Origin of the sequence: Paenibacillus eucommiae, from assembly GCF_017874215.1 — a bacterium.
Classification (GTDB): domain Bacteria; phylum Bacillota; class Bacilli; order Paenibacillales; family NBRC-103111; genus Paenibacillus_AI; species Paenibacillus_AI eucommiae.
Genome location: NZ_JAGGLB010000005.1, coordinates 101,219 through 120,497 on the forward strand (window position 1 = coordinate 101,219; position 19,279 = coordinate 120,497).

Here is a 19,279-nt window from a genome sequence, read left to right on the forward strand (position 1 = left end):
AATTTATAGGAGATGATGGGTGCATGAACGTAAGAGCAAGAAAGAAAACAAGCATTAATCGATTTTTATCCTTATTTATGTCTTTTTGTATCTTAATCAGTGCTATATTACCGGTTGGTTCCGTTGTTTATGGCGAAAGCCGTGATATGTCAGGGACGGATCTTTCCCGTCATTGGGCCGAAAGTGTCATGAGCAAATGGATAGATCAGGGCTTGCTGGACGGCTACGCCAACAATCAGTTTCGTCCTGACCAACCCGTAACGAGAGCTGAGTTTGTTGCTTTTATAAACCGCATATTCAAGTTTGCGGCAGCTTCGGTTTCGGGGCATCCCTTTCAGGATGTAAGCACCGGAGCATGGTATACGGATGATATTTCCAAAGTGTACACGGCTGGAATTATTCAAGGGATAAGCGGTAACCATTTCGCACCGGAAGGGAATATAACCCGAGAAGATGCTGCGGTGATCGTTTCCAGAGCATTTCGGACCAGCTCAGGTCAAGAGTCGGGGTTGACTGAGTCGGATTTACCTTTTACAGATAGCGCTCTGATAGCTTCTTATGCTCAAGAAGCTGTTTCAAGCTTACATACAAAGCAGTATGTGCAAGGTAGGGAGAAGGGGCAGTTTGCACCCAAGGACAGCATCACAAGGGCAGAAACGGTGAAGCTTATTGATAATGTGATGGGCACTCTTATTAACGCTGCAGGTAGCTTCAATCAACCAGTTAGCGGCAATGTAGTCGTGAATGCCGACAATGCTGTGCTGAAGGATGTTGTTGTATCCGGTGATCTGTATATAGCCCCAGGAGTCGGAGAAGGCAATCTTACACTAGATGGAGTCACGGTAAAGGGCAAAACCTATGCACTCGGTGGAGGTATACACAGTATTACTGTTCACAACTCGACGCTGGCCGGGTCATTGATCGTTGATAAATGGAATTCTCAAATCCGTATCGTCGCTTCCGGAAAAACAGAAATATCGGATACGATCATGCTTTCTGGAGGCATACTGGAAGAAAACGAGCTTGAGGGAGCAGCAGGCGGTTTTTCCGAAGTGGATGTGAACATTCCAGACGCTGTGGAAGGCAAAGAAGTGACGCTTAAAGGCGACTTCAAACGGGTGAATAATCGCAGCAAAGGGGCGAAGTTCAAGCTGGGGCAAAGTACAATGGTCCGCACCATGAATTTCGATGCTCCAGCAAATGTAGAAGGAGAGGGCAGCATTGAGCTAGCCAACGTAAACGTAAATGATGTGGTTCTGGGAAAATGGCCGACCCAAATCAAATTTGCCAACCGGGTAGCAGCCACTATCGCTTCTCAGCTAGTAACGGGTGACAACCGCGGTGGTTCTGCTTCCACATCAGGCAATGGCAATGGTGGTACACCAACACTAGCACCGACAGCAACACCGCCTGTATCAACACCGGAACCGACGCCGCCAGGACCAACAGCAACACCAACAGCAACACCAACAGCAACACCGCCAGGGCCAACCCCAACGCCATCGCCAACGGACGATCCTGCGGTTATCGTTAAAAATGGGGCTGCCAATGCGGATATCTTTCTGGGTGCTTCATCCAGTGATATGGAAGCCTATGCTGCAACTGAACTACAAAGCACACTGAAAATGATTAGCGGAGCACAATTGCCGATTATTAAAGGCGACATTGAGAGTGAATCGCTAAGCATTGAGCTGCTGTCCAGCAAGCTGAACCTTACAAAGATCGGCAGCTTCCCTATAGAGGTCCACCTGATCAATAATGGTGCGGCAAGTGTACAAGTCGATCTGGTGCAGGCAGACAATGGGCCTATTTCAGTGAGCTTCCCCGAAGAAATAGAGGTTGGAGCGCATAGTACCAGGATTGTGGAAGGCACCGTTCATGTTTCATGGATGGTTGCAGATGGAACCTTTGCGGTATCCATTAAGGCTAATGTTGATGGAGCATTAGCGAAGACAATGACACTCACCTTGAGCCTGGACCGGAATCTGATCCGCAATGCCGGGTTTGAGAATCAGGTTTCGAAGGAATGGTGGGTTCTTTTCGACGGCCCGGCAGCTTGGAATGATCAGGAATCGCACAGCGGGAACTATTCTTTAAGACTGGATATTCTGCATCCGACAGAGAACTTTAACTATGTCCGAACCGATCAGGAAATTAAGTTGAAGCCAGGTAAAAAGTATGTGTTTAAAGCTTGGGTCAAGGGTGCTAAGGCGGGGAAAATGGAAGTATGGTTCCGTGAAATGGTGAAGCCTGGCTTGGAAAATGCGGGCGGCGCGAATACTGTCGTACGCGAGCTTCAAGTGGGCGAGGAATGGACGCTTGTTGAGACGGAATATACCCGCAATCCGGGGCACACCTACGACTACAACTGGATTAATATCCAGAGCTTTGCGCAGGCTGCTGGAGGAACAGGCACGTTGTGGATTGACGATGTCACGTTGAGTGAGGTCGTCGAGGAAGAAGTAAGCGTACAATTAAATGCAAGTGAATTGAACATTAGCGAGAGTGGCAGCTACCCTATCGAAGTTTCACTTACTAATAATAGTGGAGAAAGCGTTCAGGTGGATTTGGGCCAAACCGGCAATGGACCCCTTACAGTGAGCTTTCCCGGGGCAATCGAGCTTGGGGCGAATGAAACCAAAACCGTGGAGGGTACCGTTCATGTACCATGGTCAACTGTAGATGGAGCGTATACCTTATCCATTCTGGCCAACGTGGATGAAGTGCCGCTTGAGACAATGACCCTGACCGTAAATTTGGACCGGAACGTGATCACCAATGGCGGCTTTGAAAATCTTGATCCGAAAAAATGGTGGGTGCTCTTCGACAGCCCAACCTCTTGGGATGATCAGGTGTCGCACAGCGGCAGCCGTTCGTTGAGACTGGAGATCCTGCACCCGACGGTGACCTTTAATTATGTCAGAACCGATCAGGAAATTAACCTGAAGCCAGGCAAAAAATATGTGTTTAAAGCTTGGGTGAAGGGTGAACAAGCGGGTAAAATGGAAGTGTGGTTCCGTGAGATGGTTCAGCCTGGCCTGGAGCACGCGGGTGGAGCGAACACCGTGGTGCGTGAGCTTCAAGTCGGAGAGGACTGGACACTTGTAGAGACCGAATACACCCATAATCCGGAGCATCCTTACGATTTCAACTGGATTAACCTTCAGAGCTTTGCGAAATCTGAAGGGGGTACAGGTACGCTTTGGATCGATGATGTCAGTTTGAGCGAGGCTATTGAGGAAGAAGTGACAGCCCGGCTAAATTCGAGTGAGCTGAATGTTACCAAGAATGGTAACCACACCATTGAGGTTAACCTGATCAATAACGGTGACAGGAGCGTTCAAGTCGATTTGGGGCAAGCAGACCAAGGACCCCTTACAGTGAGCTTTCCCGGGACCGTCGTGCTTGCAGCGAACGAAACCAAAACGGTAGAGGGAACCGTTCATGTACCAGAGTCGGTTGCCGATGCAACTTATACCGTATCCATTCAGGCAAGTGAAGCAGGTGTACCCTTTAAGACGTTGGATTTAACCGTCAAGCTGAACCGGAACGTGATCAGCAATGGCGGCTTTGAAAATCTTGATCCAAAAAAATGGTGGGTACTCTTCGACAGCCCGACCTCTTGGGATGATCAGGTGTCGCACAGCGGCAGCCGTTCGTTGAGACTGGAAATTCTGCACCCGACGGTGACCTTTAATTATGTCAGAACCGATCAGGAAATTAACCTGAAGCCAGGCAAGAAATATGTGTTTAAAGCTTGGGTGAAGGGTGAACAAGCGGGTAAAATGGAAGTGTGGTTCCGTGAGATGGTACAGCCTGGCCTGGAGCATGCAGGTGGAGCAAACACCGTGGTGCGCGAGCTTCAAGTGGGTGAGGACTGGACGCTTGTAGAGACGGAATACACCCATGATCCGGAGCATCCTTATGATTTCAACTGGATTAACCTTCAAAGCTTTGCGAAATCAGAAGGGGGTACAGGTACGCTTTGGATCGACGATGTCAGTTTGACCGAAGCCGTGGAGGAAGAAGTGATTGAGAGGCCGGCAGATGCGCGGGTACAAGAACAGGAGCAGGAACAGGATAAGAATCCAGAAGTAACAATGCGCAATAAAGACCGGGTGACTGCACTAAGCACGGATAGCGGCGGGACAGAGGAGCGTATTCAAATCATACTGGCAACGCCTGATTCTTTCCCCGGCTTAGCGGATCGTTACGGCGATGATCTTGCCTACTTGCAGCAGTCGGATGGCTTTGCCATAAAGAGGTCCGGTAACCGGATTTATATCATAGGCTCCGAACCCAAGGGTGTACTGAACGGAGTTTATGATTTCCTGGAAAAAAATACTGGGATATTATGGACACGATCGAAGGAGCTCGGCACCATTTATGAATCGCAATCGACAATTACGGCGACCAAAGTGGATTACAGAGAAAAATCACCCTTCCAAATACGCGGCTGGCACCTTACAGGAACGGGTGAAAACGATGAAGTACATTCCGACTTTGAAACAGAAAAGATGCTTGCCCGTAATAAGCTAAACGGCAAATTTGCTGAGGTCTATAATCTTCAATTCTGGGAAAGACACGAAAGCGTAGGTTTGAAAGCCGTTAATCTCGGTCACAATCTTGAATTCTGGCTGCCTAACGAAGTTTATTTCGATTCCCACCCCGAGTATTATAACGAAGTAGACGGTGTACATGTGCCAGTTAAGGATGATACGCAAATCAATTTTTACAACACGGAAGTGCCGGGCGTTATTGCGGGAAGAGTGAAGCAATTTCACGAGCGCTATGGTACTGAGTATATTGGAATAGGTATCAATGACAATCATAATTTCACTCAAAGCGCGGAGAGCAGGCTGCCATTTACTACTCCGGCAGGTATTACGGTTCAGCCCAATGATCCGGCTTATAAATCGACGGTATATTACACATTCCTGAATAAAATTGCCGCAGAAGTAAAGCTGGCTTATCCGAATGTGAAAATCGTGACCTTTGCCTACTTTTTTACCGAAGTGCCTCCGAAGGTAGATCTGGAGGATAACATCGTCATTGTTATGGCGCCCGTACTCGAAGATGAGAGACTTCCTTTGAACACAACCAACGAGCAGAGCAATAATTATAAATACAAATTGATGCTGGAATCATGGATGCAAAAAACGGAAAATGTCCTCATGTACAATTATTACGGTACCAGCTTTATGCACGTCTATGAGAGGCCGATCGCCGAGAACGTAAAGGCAACTCTGCAGTATTACAGAGATTTGGGGGTTATGGGCGTTCTTCCGGAAGGGCTCGTAGACACAAGCAAACCAAGCTACTGGGGAGAGGGAAAACCATGGGGAGTAAATGCTTTGCAGTTCTGGTTGTTCCACAAGCTGTTTTGGAATCCAGACGCTGATATCGAGGCACTCAAGAGTGAGTTTATTCAGAAGGCCTATGGCAGTGCTGCCGAACCGATGAGACGTTATTATGACATTATCGCGGAAGGCTGGGAGTACGATCAGGAGCCCATTCACTTCTATCACGATGAAAATCAGCTGATTGGTCAATACGTGATCGCCGCAGGCATTCAAGATGAAGCTCAGGCAGCTCTTGATGAAGCATGGGCGCTGGCCGACGCAAACTCCAAGGCAAGAATCGAACCGATTAAATCAACATTTGAAAAAATGACAGCTTTGGTCGGTGAAATTCCCAGACTTTCGGCAAATGCAGTAAAAACAACAGCAAGTAAGGAGGATATTCTGCAATCGCTTGATTTCAGCACAGGGCCATGGGTGAACGCGGAGCCCATTACCAATTTCCTGGAAATGAAAACGAAAAATCCGGTACCGGTCGAAACGAAAGTATACCTGCTGTGGGACGACACCAATCTCTATGTAGGCTATGAGAACTTTGATAATGATCCTGATGGCATGCTGGTAAGTGATGATGCGCCGAATGGATGGTGGAGAAACGGACCGGATGATTCCGTAGAAACCTTTGTGGCCAATAGCGCTGGTGGAAACACATATGCTTTCTTTACGAACCCCAAGAGTGTGAAATTTGCGTATAAAACAGGTCAAGTATTCTCACCTGAAACGCTCTTTGAAGCTAATTCGGTTATGGAAAGCGACCGCTGGAACACGGTTCAAGTGATACCATTCGCCAGCATTGGCGTTGATCCGCAAGCGACTCACTCCTTAAAGGCATTTTTCTTCCGGGATTACCACCGGCAGAATGCGGTCGCCAACGAGGGTTACTTCGGATGGGGAGGCGGCTCCGTCTGGATATCTGCTGATATGAACCCGGTTAAGCTGATTGAATAGGTAAAGGATAGATAACATTTTGAAAGTAACACTTTATTGGTAACATTTTACTAATAATACGTTCCTAATAATTAATAACACTTCTTACAAACCAACATTGCATATTTTGATTTTATTACAAGACTTCTCCACCTTTAATAGAGGTGCAGAAGTCTTGTTTTGTCTTAGGCTGTGCAGGCCTTCTTTTATTTTTGTATAAATAATGTTGTCTTTTTTAATAAATCAAATTACAATACAAGTATGATACATATATTTAAAATGTAGAGGGAGGGATTGAAAGATGAGGATGGCACGGCTCGGTGTACTTCTGGATCAGAGTGAGGCCGAGCGCCGCTGGATGTATGGCTTGAATGTGTTTGCCTATTATATAGAGGAAATTCTAGCTCATGCCGGTATTCCGTTTGAGCGCGTTGAGGATATAAGCGAGGTTGAGAGCGGCGCATTCGATATCCTGATAGCTGGCTTGGTGAAAGATGATACTGTATCTACATCCGTTCTATGGAACTATGTGGAGCAGGGCGGCGAGCTTGTTTCGTTTGCCAGCTTGAATGCTCTTGCTACGAGGCTGGGTTGCATATGGAGCGAAAGGGCATCAGTTGGATATGCCTCATTTGGGCCCTACTATGACAAAGCTGAGTCGATCCGTTACCTGCAGGCGTCACCTTGGCAGCCAATTGCTGCTGCGAATGCATATTTGCAGGAGGAAGTAGGTGAGCTGCACCGGGGCGAGCAAGCGGGAGCTGTGATCGGCGCAGCTTTGCAGCGATTCCAGATTGGGGACGGTTATTTCGATCGCTGGGCTGTCGATATTCCGGCAACCATCGTAGGTTTCCAGCAGGGCAGCAGCCCGGTGTTGGAGGATGGAGTTCCGGCGTTGGATGGATCTGCGCCCATAAATGAAGGGATTCTGAAGGCGGATGACCGGATTGAAATGGATTGGGAACATGACCGCCTGTACACGAAGACAGGCAATCCTTATTTCGCCTATCCATATGCGGATTTGTGGCGGGAGTTGTTTATCGGGCGTCTGTTGCGTAAAGCGGTGGATCATGGACTGACACTTCCCTTCGTCGGCTTCTGGCCGGATGGGGTAGAACATGTGGCTACCATCTCGCATGACAGTGACGGTAATGTGGCGGATGATGCACTGGCGACTTTGGCCATTCTGGAGGAGTTGAAGATCCAATCCACCTGGTGTATGATCGAGCCCGGCTATAGCAAGGCCATGTATGATCAGATCAAGCAGGCAGGGCACGAGCTGGCACTGCACTATAATGCACTCGATTTGGATAATGGTGTCTGGGGGAGTGAGGAGTTCGACCGGCAGCTTTCTTTTTTTCGCCAAGCAGCAGCGATAGATAGGGTCACCTCCAATAAAAACCACCTAACCCGCTTTGAGGGCTGGGGTGAATTGTTTGAATGGTGCGAGGTTAATGCTGTCGAGAGTGACCAGACCCGGGGGCCAAGCAAAAAAGGAAACGTAGGCTTCTTATTCGGCACCTGCCATCCTTATTTCCCAGTAGCATGGTCTAACGATCGAAACCGAATCTATGATGTTCTGGAAATTGGTTTTTTGACGCAAGATCTTGATCTTGCATCCTATTGGTCAGACAGCAGCGTCATTGTGCCCTTTCTTGAAGCAGTAAGCAAGGTGGAGGGTGTTGCTCATTTCCTGGTTCATCAGGCACATATTGGCACGCAGGAAACAGTCCGCAACTCTTTCCGCCAGATTGTGGCCGAGGCAAGGAGAAGAGGCTATGCAATCTGGACAGCAAAAGAAATCAATGATTGGGAGCGGGCCCGCCGAAAGATCAGGATAACTGATTCAAAGGATATGAAGGCTGCTTTGGAATTGGGCATGCCGCTGACTGCCCATGCAGTCATTTGGAACCCAGTGGCTGACAGCTATGCCCCAAGGGCATGGGAAACAATGGAAACGCGCTACGGCGTCCGCTGCCTAAAGCAGCTTTTAAGCGTAACCGGAAATGTTGATGTAAAGTAGAAAAGGGTAAGTAGATGCAGCTATGTGTAAATATAGTGTAGATGAAGCTGAAGATTATTAAACGAGGAGGCTATACAATGGGTGTTATTAAAGTTCCTACGCAGTACTACCAGCATTTTGATGCCGATTTTTCCCTGGAGGTGCCAGGTGAAGGTTACGGAGGCTGGAAAGAGAAGGAATTGCCGATTAGCTTGGAGCACACGGCTTTTGTCGTGATGCATGCATGGGATGGAGGGACTCCTGATGATTATCCAGGCTGGCATAGGGCCGTCGAGTATTTGCACAGATCTGCAGATATATGCCGGGACGTGCTGCCTCCTCTGTTGAAGGCGGTACGTCAATCAGGGATGAAAGTGTATCATGTAGTGTCGGATGACGAGCGTTATTATAACCGTTATCCGGGATTTGAAATGATGAAGGCAATCGCTGGCGATGAGCCCAAACCAGCTGAGAAAATTAAAACGGATCCTGTGCTAGAGGATCTTCAAGCCTTCAGGTCAGGTAATGTGTTTCCTGGGGCACATAATGTGCCAGATATTCAGAAAGGCTTTAGCGATTTGCGCTTTCCTAAAGAAGCAGAACCGCAGGGGGATGAGAAGATTGCAGCTACGACGAATCAATTGTATGCATTATGCCGGGAAGAGGGCGTTAATCATTTGATTTATAGCGGATTTGCGATTAACTGGTGCCTGCTGCTGTCACCTGGCGGGATGGCAGAAATCAGCAAACACGGCATCATGTGCTCAGCTGTACGTGAGGCGGTTACCGCGGTAGAAAATAAGGAAACCGCTGGACAGGAGTTGAATAAAGCTTTAGCGCTGTGGCGAGTAGCGCTTGCTTTTGGTTTTGTTTACAAAGCTGATGATTTGATTCACGCGCTTTCAGGTAAGGTAGCATTCCAGTAGTTGCCAGCCTCCCCCGAAATGAGCGTATGCTTCACTGCTAGGAAATCTCCTCCAAACTAGAGAAAAACCCTTGCTGGCAGTCCATTTGAGCTTGGTGTTCGTGCGATTGAAGCTGGAAGCGGGAATGGGTGCGGCTGGAAGTATGTTGGTGTAAGCATGTAAAGATTTGTTCCAACCTTCATATTCCATCCAGGAAACAAGTCTTTAAAGCGGCTGGAGGCCACATCCGTTCCCTCGGCAACGCACCCAAGTCACTAACACGCCCCTTGAGGACGCTCCTCAAGGAAGCCAAAAAGAGTCTTTCCTGTTGTCTCTACCATTTATTATTTGCAGGCAGCCTGCTGCACCATATGACCCACCAAATCAGCAGCGGCTGAAATAGCAGCCGTATCCACAGCAGGGTTGGGTCTGTTTCGGTTTGCCCCGGGGCGGGAATGTGTTCAATGGCGGCATATATATTGGCCGGGAAAATAAGCACCAAATAGATCGCTGTCCAGAGTCCGGCCCGCCTGCGCGTTCCCGGAATGACAAGGAAGAGGGCCAATAAAATCTCTAAAATCCCTGTTATGTAAATAATGGTTACTTTCAGGGGAACAAAATCCGGCAGCATTTCTGCAAATCCAGCCGCTTGCCTGAAGTGGCCAATGCCAGCATAGATAAAAAATAAGGCAAAGATCAGCAAAGCGATGAAACGGGGCACAGTAGTTTGAAGTATTTTCATTAAGAATTCCCTATCCCTTTCTATCCCTCTTTATTTCCTCTCTATTTCTTGTTCACATGGATAAAAGGATTCAAAAAAGCTTGGCAATATGCCAAGCTTTCTTCTTCAGAAGGAAGCTGCTTAATTAGCATCTTCCTTCTTTATATCCGAATCCGTTCCTTCTGCATCCTCAGCGGCAGGTTCAAGGCTTTCATCCAGCTTCTGCATGGCAAGAATCGTCACCAATACAGTCTCAGGATCATTCAAAATTTCAATATCCTTGGGAACCTTCAACTGGGCAACAGTAAAATGATCACCAATTTTAAGACCACTTATATCGATTTCGATATGGTCAGGCAATTTATTAGGCATACAGCGGACATTAACCTGATGCAGCTCTACTTGCAGGATGCCGCCTTCTTTCGTGCCGGCGGCTTCGCCTGTGAATAGCAGGGCAACTGTCGTATCGAGCTTTTCTTTCATATTAATTTGCAGAAAGTCGATATGCAGCAGTTGGCCGGAAAGGCTATTTTTTTGAACTTGATGGATAAGTACTGGATGCTTTTCTTTTGAAGGAAGTGTGACTTCAAGAATCGCATGCGGATTTCGCTTAAGCGCCGCACGAATTTCTCTTTCATCTACGGCAACATGTTCACTTTCCATCCGGCTGCTGTAGACGACCGCAGGTACGTGACCTTTGGCTCTCATCTTTTTTACGGATCCAGTTCGGGTTGTTAGTTGAATGGCGTTACTCATAACGTGCACCTCCTGAAACGATTACGAAAGCGGCTTTTTAGCCCTTTTCTTTATTACCCCGATCAACAAACTTTGAAACAGATTTTTTTAAATATTTTGAAAATATCAAATTAATAGTCAAATTCCCTCGGTTTTCTCTCACATTCACAAAATAGCAGAGCAATTCCTTCTTTTTTGTTTTCTATTTCCCATTGCGTGGTATACAATATAGAAGGTAATAGGATAAGAGCGCGAAACCGTGTAACATAAAGGAGCTGCCTGCTGTCTATGACGTTTTTCCAGAATCTTCTGACCGTAATGACGGTTCTGAATTTAATATTTGCAGGGACTGTAATTTTCCTGGAGCGAAGAAATGTGGCTGCTACGTGGGCGTGGCTCATGGTGTTGGTTTTTTTGCCGAGCGTCGGATTTATTCTGTACCTGATACTTGGGCAAAATTTAAGCCGCAGAAAGCTGTACAAGATTAAAGGGGACAGATTTGACACGATACGAGGAGTTATATACAGGCAATTTCAAGAATTAGAGCAAGGTATTGTTAAATACAAGGACCCTTCAATATCCGGCTATCACGATATGATTCATATGAATTTGGTAAGCAGCTTTGCTCTTTTCACTCAAGATAACGAGGTCGAAATTTTCAAGGACGGCAAAAGTAAATTCGAGGCTCTGTTTCATGCCATCGACGCGGCGGAGCACCATATTCATCTACTTTATTTTATTGTGCGTAATGATGATCTGGGTAACCGGCTAGTACAAGCATTGACGGAAAAAGCTAAAGCCGGGGTTGAAGTCAGATTTCTCTATGATGATATTGGCTGCTCTTCTCTGCCTCAGCGGTTTTTCCACAATTTAAGGGAGGCTGGTGGAGAGGCCGTTGCCTTCTTTCCCTCGCGAATCCGCTATTTGAATTTCCGGGTGAACTATCGCAATCACCGCAAGCTGGCTATCATTGATGGCAAATATGGCTTTATTGGCGGGTTTAATATTGGTGATGAGTACCTGGGGCTGATGGAGCGGTTTGGCGAATGGAGAGATACCCATCTGATGATTAAGGGCGGAGCAGTGCTGCAGATTCAGTCCCAATTCATGCTGGATTGGAATTTGGCTACCCGTAAGGAAATGCAGATTGAGCCTCAATATTATCCTGTGCCGATAGGCCGGGGAACTGTAGGGATGCAAATCGTGGCCAGCGGGCCAGACTCCGAAGAGCAGCAAATTAAAAATGGGTACATCAAAATGATCAACTCGGCAAAAGAGAGCATCTACCTGCAAACTCCGTATTTTATTCCGGACGAGAGTCTGCTTACAGCACTTAAGCTGGCTGCTTTGTCAGGTGTGGATGTGAAAATTATGATTCCAAGCATGCCTGATCACAAGCTGGTTTACTGGGCATCCTCCTCATACCTGGGAGAGCTGCTGAATTGTGGCGTGAAATGCTATCTATACGGAAAAGGCTTCCTTCACGCCAAAACGATGGTCGTGGACGGAAAAATTGCCTCTGTAGGAACGGCCAATATTGATATCCGCAGCTTCAAGCTGAATTTTGAAGTCAACGCTTTTATTTATGATACCCGCACGGCCTCGAAGCTGATGTATTTATTTGAGAAAGATAAAGAAAGCTCGACGGAGTTAACCATAGAGTTTTATAGAAATAGATCGTTGATGATTAAGCTGAAGGAATCCTGTTCCAGGCTGTTGTCACCGATTTTATGAGAGGACACATGGTTTGCCTTCCATAGGGGCTCCCGATGGATACTTCCCCTGTGATCAAAGAGCCCCGGCAGCAAGTACTTGCTGTCGGGGCTCTTTGATTTTGTTTGTGAACTTATTAGCAAGTATAAGTTTTCTGGGTGAAGCCTGGAGTGAAAAATTCCCGAATACACAGTGTAGCTTTACAGTGGGAAAGGGAGGGTGTAACTCTTCATCCTGCGAGGGAGTCAAAAAGGAAGCTCAGATTATCCTATCGCCACTATCCCTCTCCCTCAGGAAAGTAACTTCTATTGGCAGTCCGTTATCCATTTGATCGTAGCAGGTTCGGCACTTTTTAGCTGAGAGGGAGGGATCAGGGGAGGATGAGTGGTAGTAGCATCCCACCCTCGCTGAAATGAGCGTGTACTCCACTTAACGATGTTTTTCATCGTTAAAGTAAGTGTTCCAGGTCAATCCGTCACGTTAACGATGTTTTTCATCGTTAATAGAGGCAGGATGGCCTCTCAGGCTGGTTAAAAGGGATTTTAACGATGAATTTCATCGTTAAAGCAAGGTTGTGGAGAGGATCTGCTACGTTAACGATGAAATTCATCATTAACGTAGCAAGTCCTTCTCACCTGCGCGTTCTTTTCTTCCCCAGTGCCTGCGCTCGCTAGGAAATCTCTACTAACCAAAAGAAAAACCCTTGCTGGCTGTCCGTTTGAGCTTGGTGTTCGTGCGATTCGTGCGATTGTAGCTAGAGAGAGGGAAGGGCTGTGGGAGGAAGAGCGTTAGCGTCCGCCTTTAAAGATTTGTTCCTACATCCTCATCGATACCAATAAAGGGAACAAATCTTTAACAGCGGCTGGAGCCCACAGCCATTCCCTCCGCAACGCACCCAAGAACATGCACCTCAAAGGACGCGGCAAGGCGTTTATCTCAGCCTATGCCTTGGATCGTCTACCCATAATGAAGGAAAGAACGAAAAGTATGATGAAAACAATGAACAGTACTTTAGCAATACCGGCGAATGCCGATACAATACTGGTGAATCCGAAGACAGCAGCGACCACAGCAATGATCAAAAATAGAAATGTCCATCTAAGCATGGGTAACAACCTCCTTGTGATTGTTTTTTTGTACTACATTTTTGGGATCAAGTTTTGAGATGAAATTTTTGAGATGCACTTAATGTAAATTCCGATACAGGATCCGATAACCAAAAACATCAAGCTCAATATTCATGGTCCCTTCAGTCGTATGCACTTCCTCGCCGGTGAGTGCATCCTTCCAGTCGTTGGTGTCCATCGCATGGGAAATTTTGGTTTTCTGGTCTGTATTATTCATCCAAATCGTAAAATGAGTATCCTGATCAATCCGCTCATAAATCACTCTCGAGTCATGAGGGTCAGCCTTCAGGAAGCGGAAGAAGCCGCGGCGCAGGGCTTGGTTGTTTTTGCGCAGGGCAATTAACATTTTGTAGAAATCGAATAAATCACGGTCCTGTTTCTTAGGGTCCCATTCCATACATTTGCGACAATCGGGATCATCGCCTCCGCTGAGTCCAACCTCATCGCCATAAAAGGTGCACGGCGTCCCCAGGTAGGTTAGCAGAAATACTACGCAAAGCTTAAGCTTCCGCCGGTCTTCACCAACACGCGTCAATACGCGGGGGGTGTCATGACTGCACAACAGGTTGAAAATGACCTCATTGGTTTGCTGTGGATAACGGACCTGAAGCGAACCGATGTTATCCGCAAAAGCACTGCCATCCATGCCTGGGTCTGTGAAAAATTGCAGCACTTTATTGGAAAAGGGGTAGTTCATGACGGAATCGAACTGATCGCCCATAAGCCATTTAAGGGAATCATTCCAAACCTCGCCGACTATGTAGGCTTCCGGATTGGCAGCCTTGACTGTTTTGCGGAAATCTCTCCAGAAGGCGTGATCGACTTCATTGGCGACATCGAGTCTCCAGCCGTCAATTTTGATTTCCTTGATCCAATATTCCGCAACATCCAGCAAGTATTGCTTCACTTCGGGATTCGCTGTATTGAATTTAGGCATATTGCCAAAAAAGCCAAACGTATCATAGGTCGGAATGCCGTCTTTAACTTCTAACGGGTACTCACGGATGTGGAACCATTCCGCATATTTGGAATTCTCCCCATTTTTCATAACGTCCTGGAATTGGGGGAATTGTTCGCTGCAGTGATTGAACACAGCATCCAGCATGACACGAATGCCTTTGGAGTGGCACTGCTCTACCATTTTTTTCAGAAGCTCGTTGTCTCCAAGATGCGGATCCACCTTTTTATAATCAACGGTGTCGTACTTATGGTTGGAAGGAGCCTCAAAGACTGGCGTTAAATAAATGGCGTTGATCCCTAAGTCCACCAGGTAATCCAAATGATCTATAATCCCCTGCAGATCGCCGCCGAAGAAATTTTCATAGGTTGGCTTGCCCCCCCAAGGCTGAGTTCCTTCAGGGTCGTTAGAGGGATCGCCGTTGGCGAATCTTTCAGGAATAATTTGATAAAAAATCGCCTCTTTGGCCCATTCCGGGGCTGCATACATATCAACTTCATGGATATAGGAAAAGTCATAATAGCCTCCGGTAGGAGCAGGCTGATCGGGGGTAACCCCCATTTCTGTCATCCAGGCATACTGATTGCCGCTGCGCAAGCGAAATCCGTAGGATACCCGTTTATACTTAGGCTTAACGTGAGCTTCCCAATAGTCAAACATGGAATCTGATGAGATTCTGAGCATATTGTATTCGGCCACCGTCTTGTCCCAATCATATTTATCGCCTGTAACTGCGACAACTTCCTCAACATCATTACGTTTGGTACGCATCCGCAGATGAATGGTATCTTTGTCGTAGGCATAAACCCAATTGTTCAATGATGTATGATAAAAGCATTCTTGCAGCATAGCCTCAACTCCTTATTTGTTTGCTGAATGCTTAACATCATATTAACCTAACTTTCTTCAGATTAAACACAGCAGATCCTTTCAGAAAAGAAATTCAAATAAGAGCAAGTCCGCCGATGATTGGAAATCGGAAGATTTGCTCTTATTTGAAGATGGGATAACAGCAGGCGCAATTAGACTGGCAGGAGTGAGTGGGGGGAGGAACGTAAATAGGGATCCCGCTTATCGAAGATAACCGGAATCCCTAGCTTATACACCATATATTCAATTGTGGAATGACACTCTCCCATCCAAACAACCTTCGTTGCAGAATTTCAATTTCCTTAGTACAGATTCCACATTCAATTTCAAATTAGATTTTCACATTATCCTGACTACATAATCCATCCACAATCAATCCACAATCCACGAACTATCAAAACCCACAAACCACAAAAGCATCAACTCGAACTTCAAACTTCAATATTTCAAAGTTACCTAAACAACTGACGACTAGCTGCAAAAGAGATACATTCGCTTGGGTTCCCGCATGCCTTATTAGGTGAGCACTTACCTGCTGCTCCTTCCTTATAATAGATATCAACAAATCGGGTACTGCGTTTAGACCAGGCATGCTTCGCTTACCTACGTCATTGGACTATCCCCTTTCCTAGTTATTGTGATTTATATCCATTTCAATCTAGGAAGAAAAAGCATGTATCCAAAAAGTTGGATAGGTTCTAGATTGAAAGATATAACAAAAGTTACTAGGAATTGCTGTTACTAGGTTGGTGTGTCGTTGATGTCTTATTTACAGAATACGAGATTGTTAAAGAAATGTAAATATTCAGAATATTCTATTTTCGGTCTTCTGGCTGTTTTATGACAGCGTTTACTGCTTATATCTATCGTATGCTTACCATTTAAAGTTATTCCAAAATAACTGTGATTTGGAGTGAAAAATAATGTAAGTGATCTATCCTACTCGGTGGTGCAACAAAATGCAATTGGGCGAGCCAGTTGATGAGGAACGGGAATAGTAGCAGGCCATAATCCCTGTCGCAGCAATGCTCTATGGCATAGAATGGAGCAAGCAGTTTCAGCAAGAGGAGAGGATGTGGCCACATGGGTAGGTTTCCCAATACGAAGCTCAGAAAAGCTATGTATTTGAGCGAGGATTCGGAACTCAGGCAATATAATCCCCAAACGGAATTAGCTATGCCAGAAACCGTACTATCGATGCTGAAGCAATACCGGATGGTTTATGTAAAACCAAATCTGGGTACGGGTGGGCATGGTGTTATTAAAGCTGAGCAGATCAAGATTGGGGGTACAACCAAGTATCGCTATAAATTAGATATGCGCACTTACACATTCACGTCTTACGAGGAATTTTACCGGTCTTTAAGCAGACATTTTGGTCCCAAGGTTTATTTGGTGCAGCAGGGAATCAAGATGCTTACTTCCGGTGGCAAGCCTTTTGATCTGCGGGTGATGATCCAGAAAAATGAACGGGGACGGTGGGAGCATACAGGTAGCATCGGCAGAATTGCCCATCCGCGGCGGATTGTAACCAACTACCATAGCGGAGGAACTCCCCAGCTGATTGAAAAATTGCTCAGGCCCTACATGGGCACTAAAGGAAGCGCCGCCTATAACCGAAGGCTCGGAAGGTTAGGTTTGCAGGTAGCACGATATATGCAAAAGGGCTACCCTAATATAAAGGATATAGGCTTGGATATAGGCATCGACAAATCAAAAAAGCCATGGATATTTGAGGTGAACACGCGTCCCAATCCGATTATTTTTCGAAGCTTAAACCAACCTGCGGTATATAAACGCATTAAGCGCCTTACCCGTCTTCATGGGGAGTATCACGGCTAATCTTGGTCACACTCACGAGCCGCCAGCTCCGTACTGCTTCTTATTGGGACAAAGGCGGCCAGGCCAAAAAAGGGGGCAGCCCGATATGATGGCTCTTTTGAGAAAATCCAGAGACTTTAGAAAAAGCACTTGATAAAACTAATGATGTTAGTTATTATACTAATGTAATTAGTTTTTCGATGGAGGGATTCATTCATGCGCATTACCAAAGAGGAGAATTTATTTCAGCTATCTTTTTTACCGCGTATATTTCCCGTTAATTGTTATTTAGTAGAAGAAGAAAAAGAGCTAACGCTTATTGATGCCGCGCTTTCATATAGCGCTAATAGCATTCTGCAGGCCGCACAGCGTCTAGGCAAGCCAATTACCCGGATAGCACTTACTCATGCTCATGGTGATCATGTCGGCGCGCTGGATTCACTCCGGGCAGCACTGCCACAGGCCAAAGTGTATATGTCAAGACGTGATGCGAAGCTGCTGGCCGGTAATTTTGAATTCGAGGCGGGTGAACCTAACACCCCAATTAAGGGTAGCTTTGCTAAATCTCTGACAACGAAGCCGGATGTGTATCTGGAGGATGGCGACAGGGTAGGGTCCTTGCAGGCTGTGGCGGCTCCAGGACATACGCCGGGAATGATGGCTTTTCTGGATGTGCGCAGCAGAGCGCTAATTGCGGGTGACGCCTTGGTTACCCGTGGAGGAGTTGCCGTATCGGGAACCTTCAAGCTGTTTTTTCCGTTCCCGGCGTTTGCCACCTGGCATAAAAAAACCGCGCTTGAAACTGCAAAGAAGCTAAAGCAGCTTTCACCTGCCCTTCTGGCTGTGGGCCATGGACGTATGCTGCGCAATCCAGTGGAGGCGTTGGGCCGGGCGATAGAAGAAGCTGAGAAAGCTGAAAGCTGAAAGCTGAAAGATGAAAAAGATGAAAAAGGAAAAACGGAAAATAGGAAAGTCGGGGGAGGTGCAGGGCGGATGGCTAAAAGACCAGGGATTGATAAAGCAGTAATTCTTCAAAATGCGGTAGAGCTTGCAGATACGGAAGGCTTTGAACAGGTGACATTAGGGGCTATAGCGCTGCGGTTAAACATAAAAACCCCTTCTTTATACAACCATATAGATGGTCTTCCTGGCTTACGCAGGCTGCTATGCTTACATGGTCTAGAGCAGCTTAGAGTAAGCTTGATTCAAGAAACGCTAGGCAAATCTGGGGATGAAGCGCTGTTTGCACTCGGAATTGCCTATGTGGGGTTCGTTAGAAGACACCCTGGACTCTATGAGGCAACAATGGTGGCGAACACTCTCCCTGACCAGGAAATCAAAGCTGCGGGGGAGGAGATAGTTAGACTGCTGCTGTTGATCCTGAGTGCCTATAAGTTGGAGGAGGCTGAAGCCCTACATACAGTGCGCGGTCTGCGCAGCATAGCACATGGGTTTGCAACTTTGGAAGCCAAGGGCGGCTTCGCCATGCAGCTGGACCGGGATGAGAGCTTACGGCATCTGCTCCAGACTTATGTAACTGGGATGAGGCATAGCCATTAAGAGCGGATGCAAGGGTAAGGTAGCGCTGGCAGAGGCGCAAACGGGTGCATGGGGATGGCGTGGGTGCGTGCAGGTGAAAGTATATAGGGATAGGTGCATGCAGGTGAAAAGTAGATAGGGATGGGTGTGTACAGGTGGAAAGTAGATAGGGATAGGTGTGTGTGGTGAAAGTGGATGGCGATGGTACGTACAGGGAAAGTGATGGGATAGGTGTGTATAGGTGGAAAGTAGATAGGGGTAGGTGTGTACAGATGAAAGTTGGTGGGACAGGCGTCTATAGGCGATGAAAACATCATCATGTGGGAAAAAGGGGTCTTGGTAGCGGGAGAAGAGTCATTTAGTGATGAAAAACATTGTTAAGTAACCAAAATTCTGGAGAATGCATTACTTAGCGATGAAAAACATCGTTAAATGGGAAAGAAAGGGCCTTGGTAGCGGGAAAAGAGCCATTTAGTGATGAAAAACATCGTTAAGTAATCAAAATTCTGGAGAATGCATTACTTAGCGATGAAAAACATCGTTATGTGAGAGAGTGAAGAGAAAAGAGTAGGGTAAAGAGTAAAGAGTAAAGAGTAAAGAG

The 19,279-nt window shown here is 46.6% G+C and carries 11 protein-coding genes; 7 read left to right on the forward strand and 4 right to left on the reverse strand.

Annotated features, from left to right (window positions below):
• Window positions 1–23: 23 nt before the first annotated feature.
• The 3 genes from J2Z66_RS10000 (at window position 24) to J2Z66_RS10010 (ending at window position 9,215) form a co-directional block, all read left to right on the forward strand.
• Window positions 24–6,308, forward strand: coding sequence for a DUF4838 domain-containing protein (locus J2Z66_RS10000; RefSeq protein ID WP_209971248.1), 6,285 nt, complete (start codon window positions 24–26; stop codon window positions 6,306–6,308).
• A 280-nt stretch (window positions 6,309–6,588) separates the two neighbouring features.
• Window positions 6,589–8,310 carry a polysaccharide deacetylase family protein gene (locus J2Z66_RS10005; protein ID WP_209971249.1) on the forward strand — a complete coding sequence of 574 codons (1,722 nt, stop codon included), beginning with the start codon at window positions 6,589–6,591 and terminating at the stop codon, window positions 8,308–8,310.
• Between the two features lie 77 nt (window positions 8,311–8,387).
• Window positions 8,388–9,215, forward strand: a complete 828-nt coding sequence (locus J2Z66_RS10010; RefSeq protein ID WP_209971250.1) for a hypothetical protein — start codon at window positions 8,388–8,390, stop codon at window positions 9,213–9,215.
• Window positions 9,216–9,528: 313 nt separating this feature from the next.
• Here the strand turns inward: J2Z66_RS10010 and J2Z66_RS10015 are convergent, their stop codons facing one another.
• Window positions 9,529–9,936, reverse strand: a complete 408-nt coding sequence (locus J2Z66_RS10015) for a DoxX family protein (RefSeq protein ID WP_209971251.1) — start codon at window positions 9,934–9,936, stop codon at window positions 9,529–9,531.
• Between the two features lie 120 nt (window positions 9,937–10,056).
• Window positions 10,057–10,671: a 50S ribosomal protein L25 gene (locus J2Z66_RS10020; protein WP_209971252.1), complete on the reverse strand. Its 615-nt coding sequence runs from the start codon at window positions 10,669–10,671 to the stop codon at window positions 10,057–10,059.
• Between the two features lie 267 nt (window positions 10,672–10,938).
• On the opposite strand from J2Z66_RS10020, the gene cls reads away from it, so the two are divergent.
• A complete protein-coding gene (gene cls / locus J2Z66_RS10025) occupies window positions 10,939–12,384 on the forward strand; it encodes a cardiolipin synthase (protein WP_209971253.1) in 1,446 nt (481 codons plus the stop codon).
• 920 nt (window positions 12,385–13,304) lie between these two features.
• Here the strand turns inward: cls and J2Z66_RS10030 are convergent.
• Both J2Z66_RS10030 and J2Z66_RS10035 read right to left on the reverse strand, forming a co-directional pair.
• Window positions 13,305–13,469 carry a DUF1328 domain-containing protein gene (locus J2Z66_RS10030; RefSeq protein WP_209971254.1) on the reverse strand — a complete coding sequence of 55 codons (165 nt, stop codon included), beginning with the start codon at window positions 13,467–13,469 and terminating at the stop codon, window positions 13,305–13,307.
• Between the two features lie 79 nt (window positions 13,470–13,548).
• Window positions 13,549–15,297: an alpha-glycosidase gene (locus J2Z66_RS10035; protein ID WP_209971255.1), complete on the reverse strand. Its 1,749-nt coding sequence runs from the start codon at window positions 15,295–15,297 to the stop codon at window positions 13,549–13,551.
• A 1,104-nt stretch (window positions 15,298–16,401) separates the two neighbouring features.
• Here J2Z66_RS10035 and J2Z66_RS10040 point away from each other — a divergent pair.
• The 3 genes from J2Z66_RS10040 to J2Z66_RS10050 all read left to right on the forward strand — a co-directional run bounded on the left by J2Z66_RS10040 (window position 16,402) and on the right by J2Z66_RS10050 (window position 18,699).
• The gene (locus J2Z66_RS10040) at window positions 16,402–17,160 is read left to right on the forward strand and encodes a YheC/YheD family protein (RefSeq protein WP_209971256.1); all 759 of its coding nucleotides are present in this window, start codon (window positions 16,402–16,404) and stop codon (window positions 17,158–17,160) included.
• A 195-nt stretch (window positions 17,161–17,355) separates the two neighbouring features.
• On the forward strand, window positions 17,356–18,063 hold the full coding sequence (locus J2Z66_RS10045) for an MBL fold metallo-hydrolase (protein ID WP_209971257.1): 708 nt from the start codon (window positions 17,356–17,358) through the stop codon (window positions 18,061–18,063).
• Between the two features lie 69 nt (window positions 18,064–18,132).
• On the forward strand, window positions 18,133–18,699 hold the full coding sequence (locus tag J2Z66_RS10050) for a TetR/AcrR family transcriptional regulator (protein ID WP_209971258.1): 567 nt from the start codon (window positions 18,133–18,135) through the stop codon (window positions 18,697–18,699).
• The last annotated feature ends 580 nt before the right edge of the window (window positions 18,700–19,279 follow it).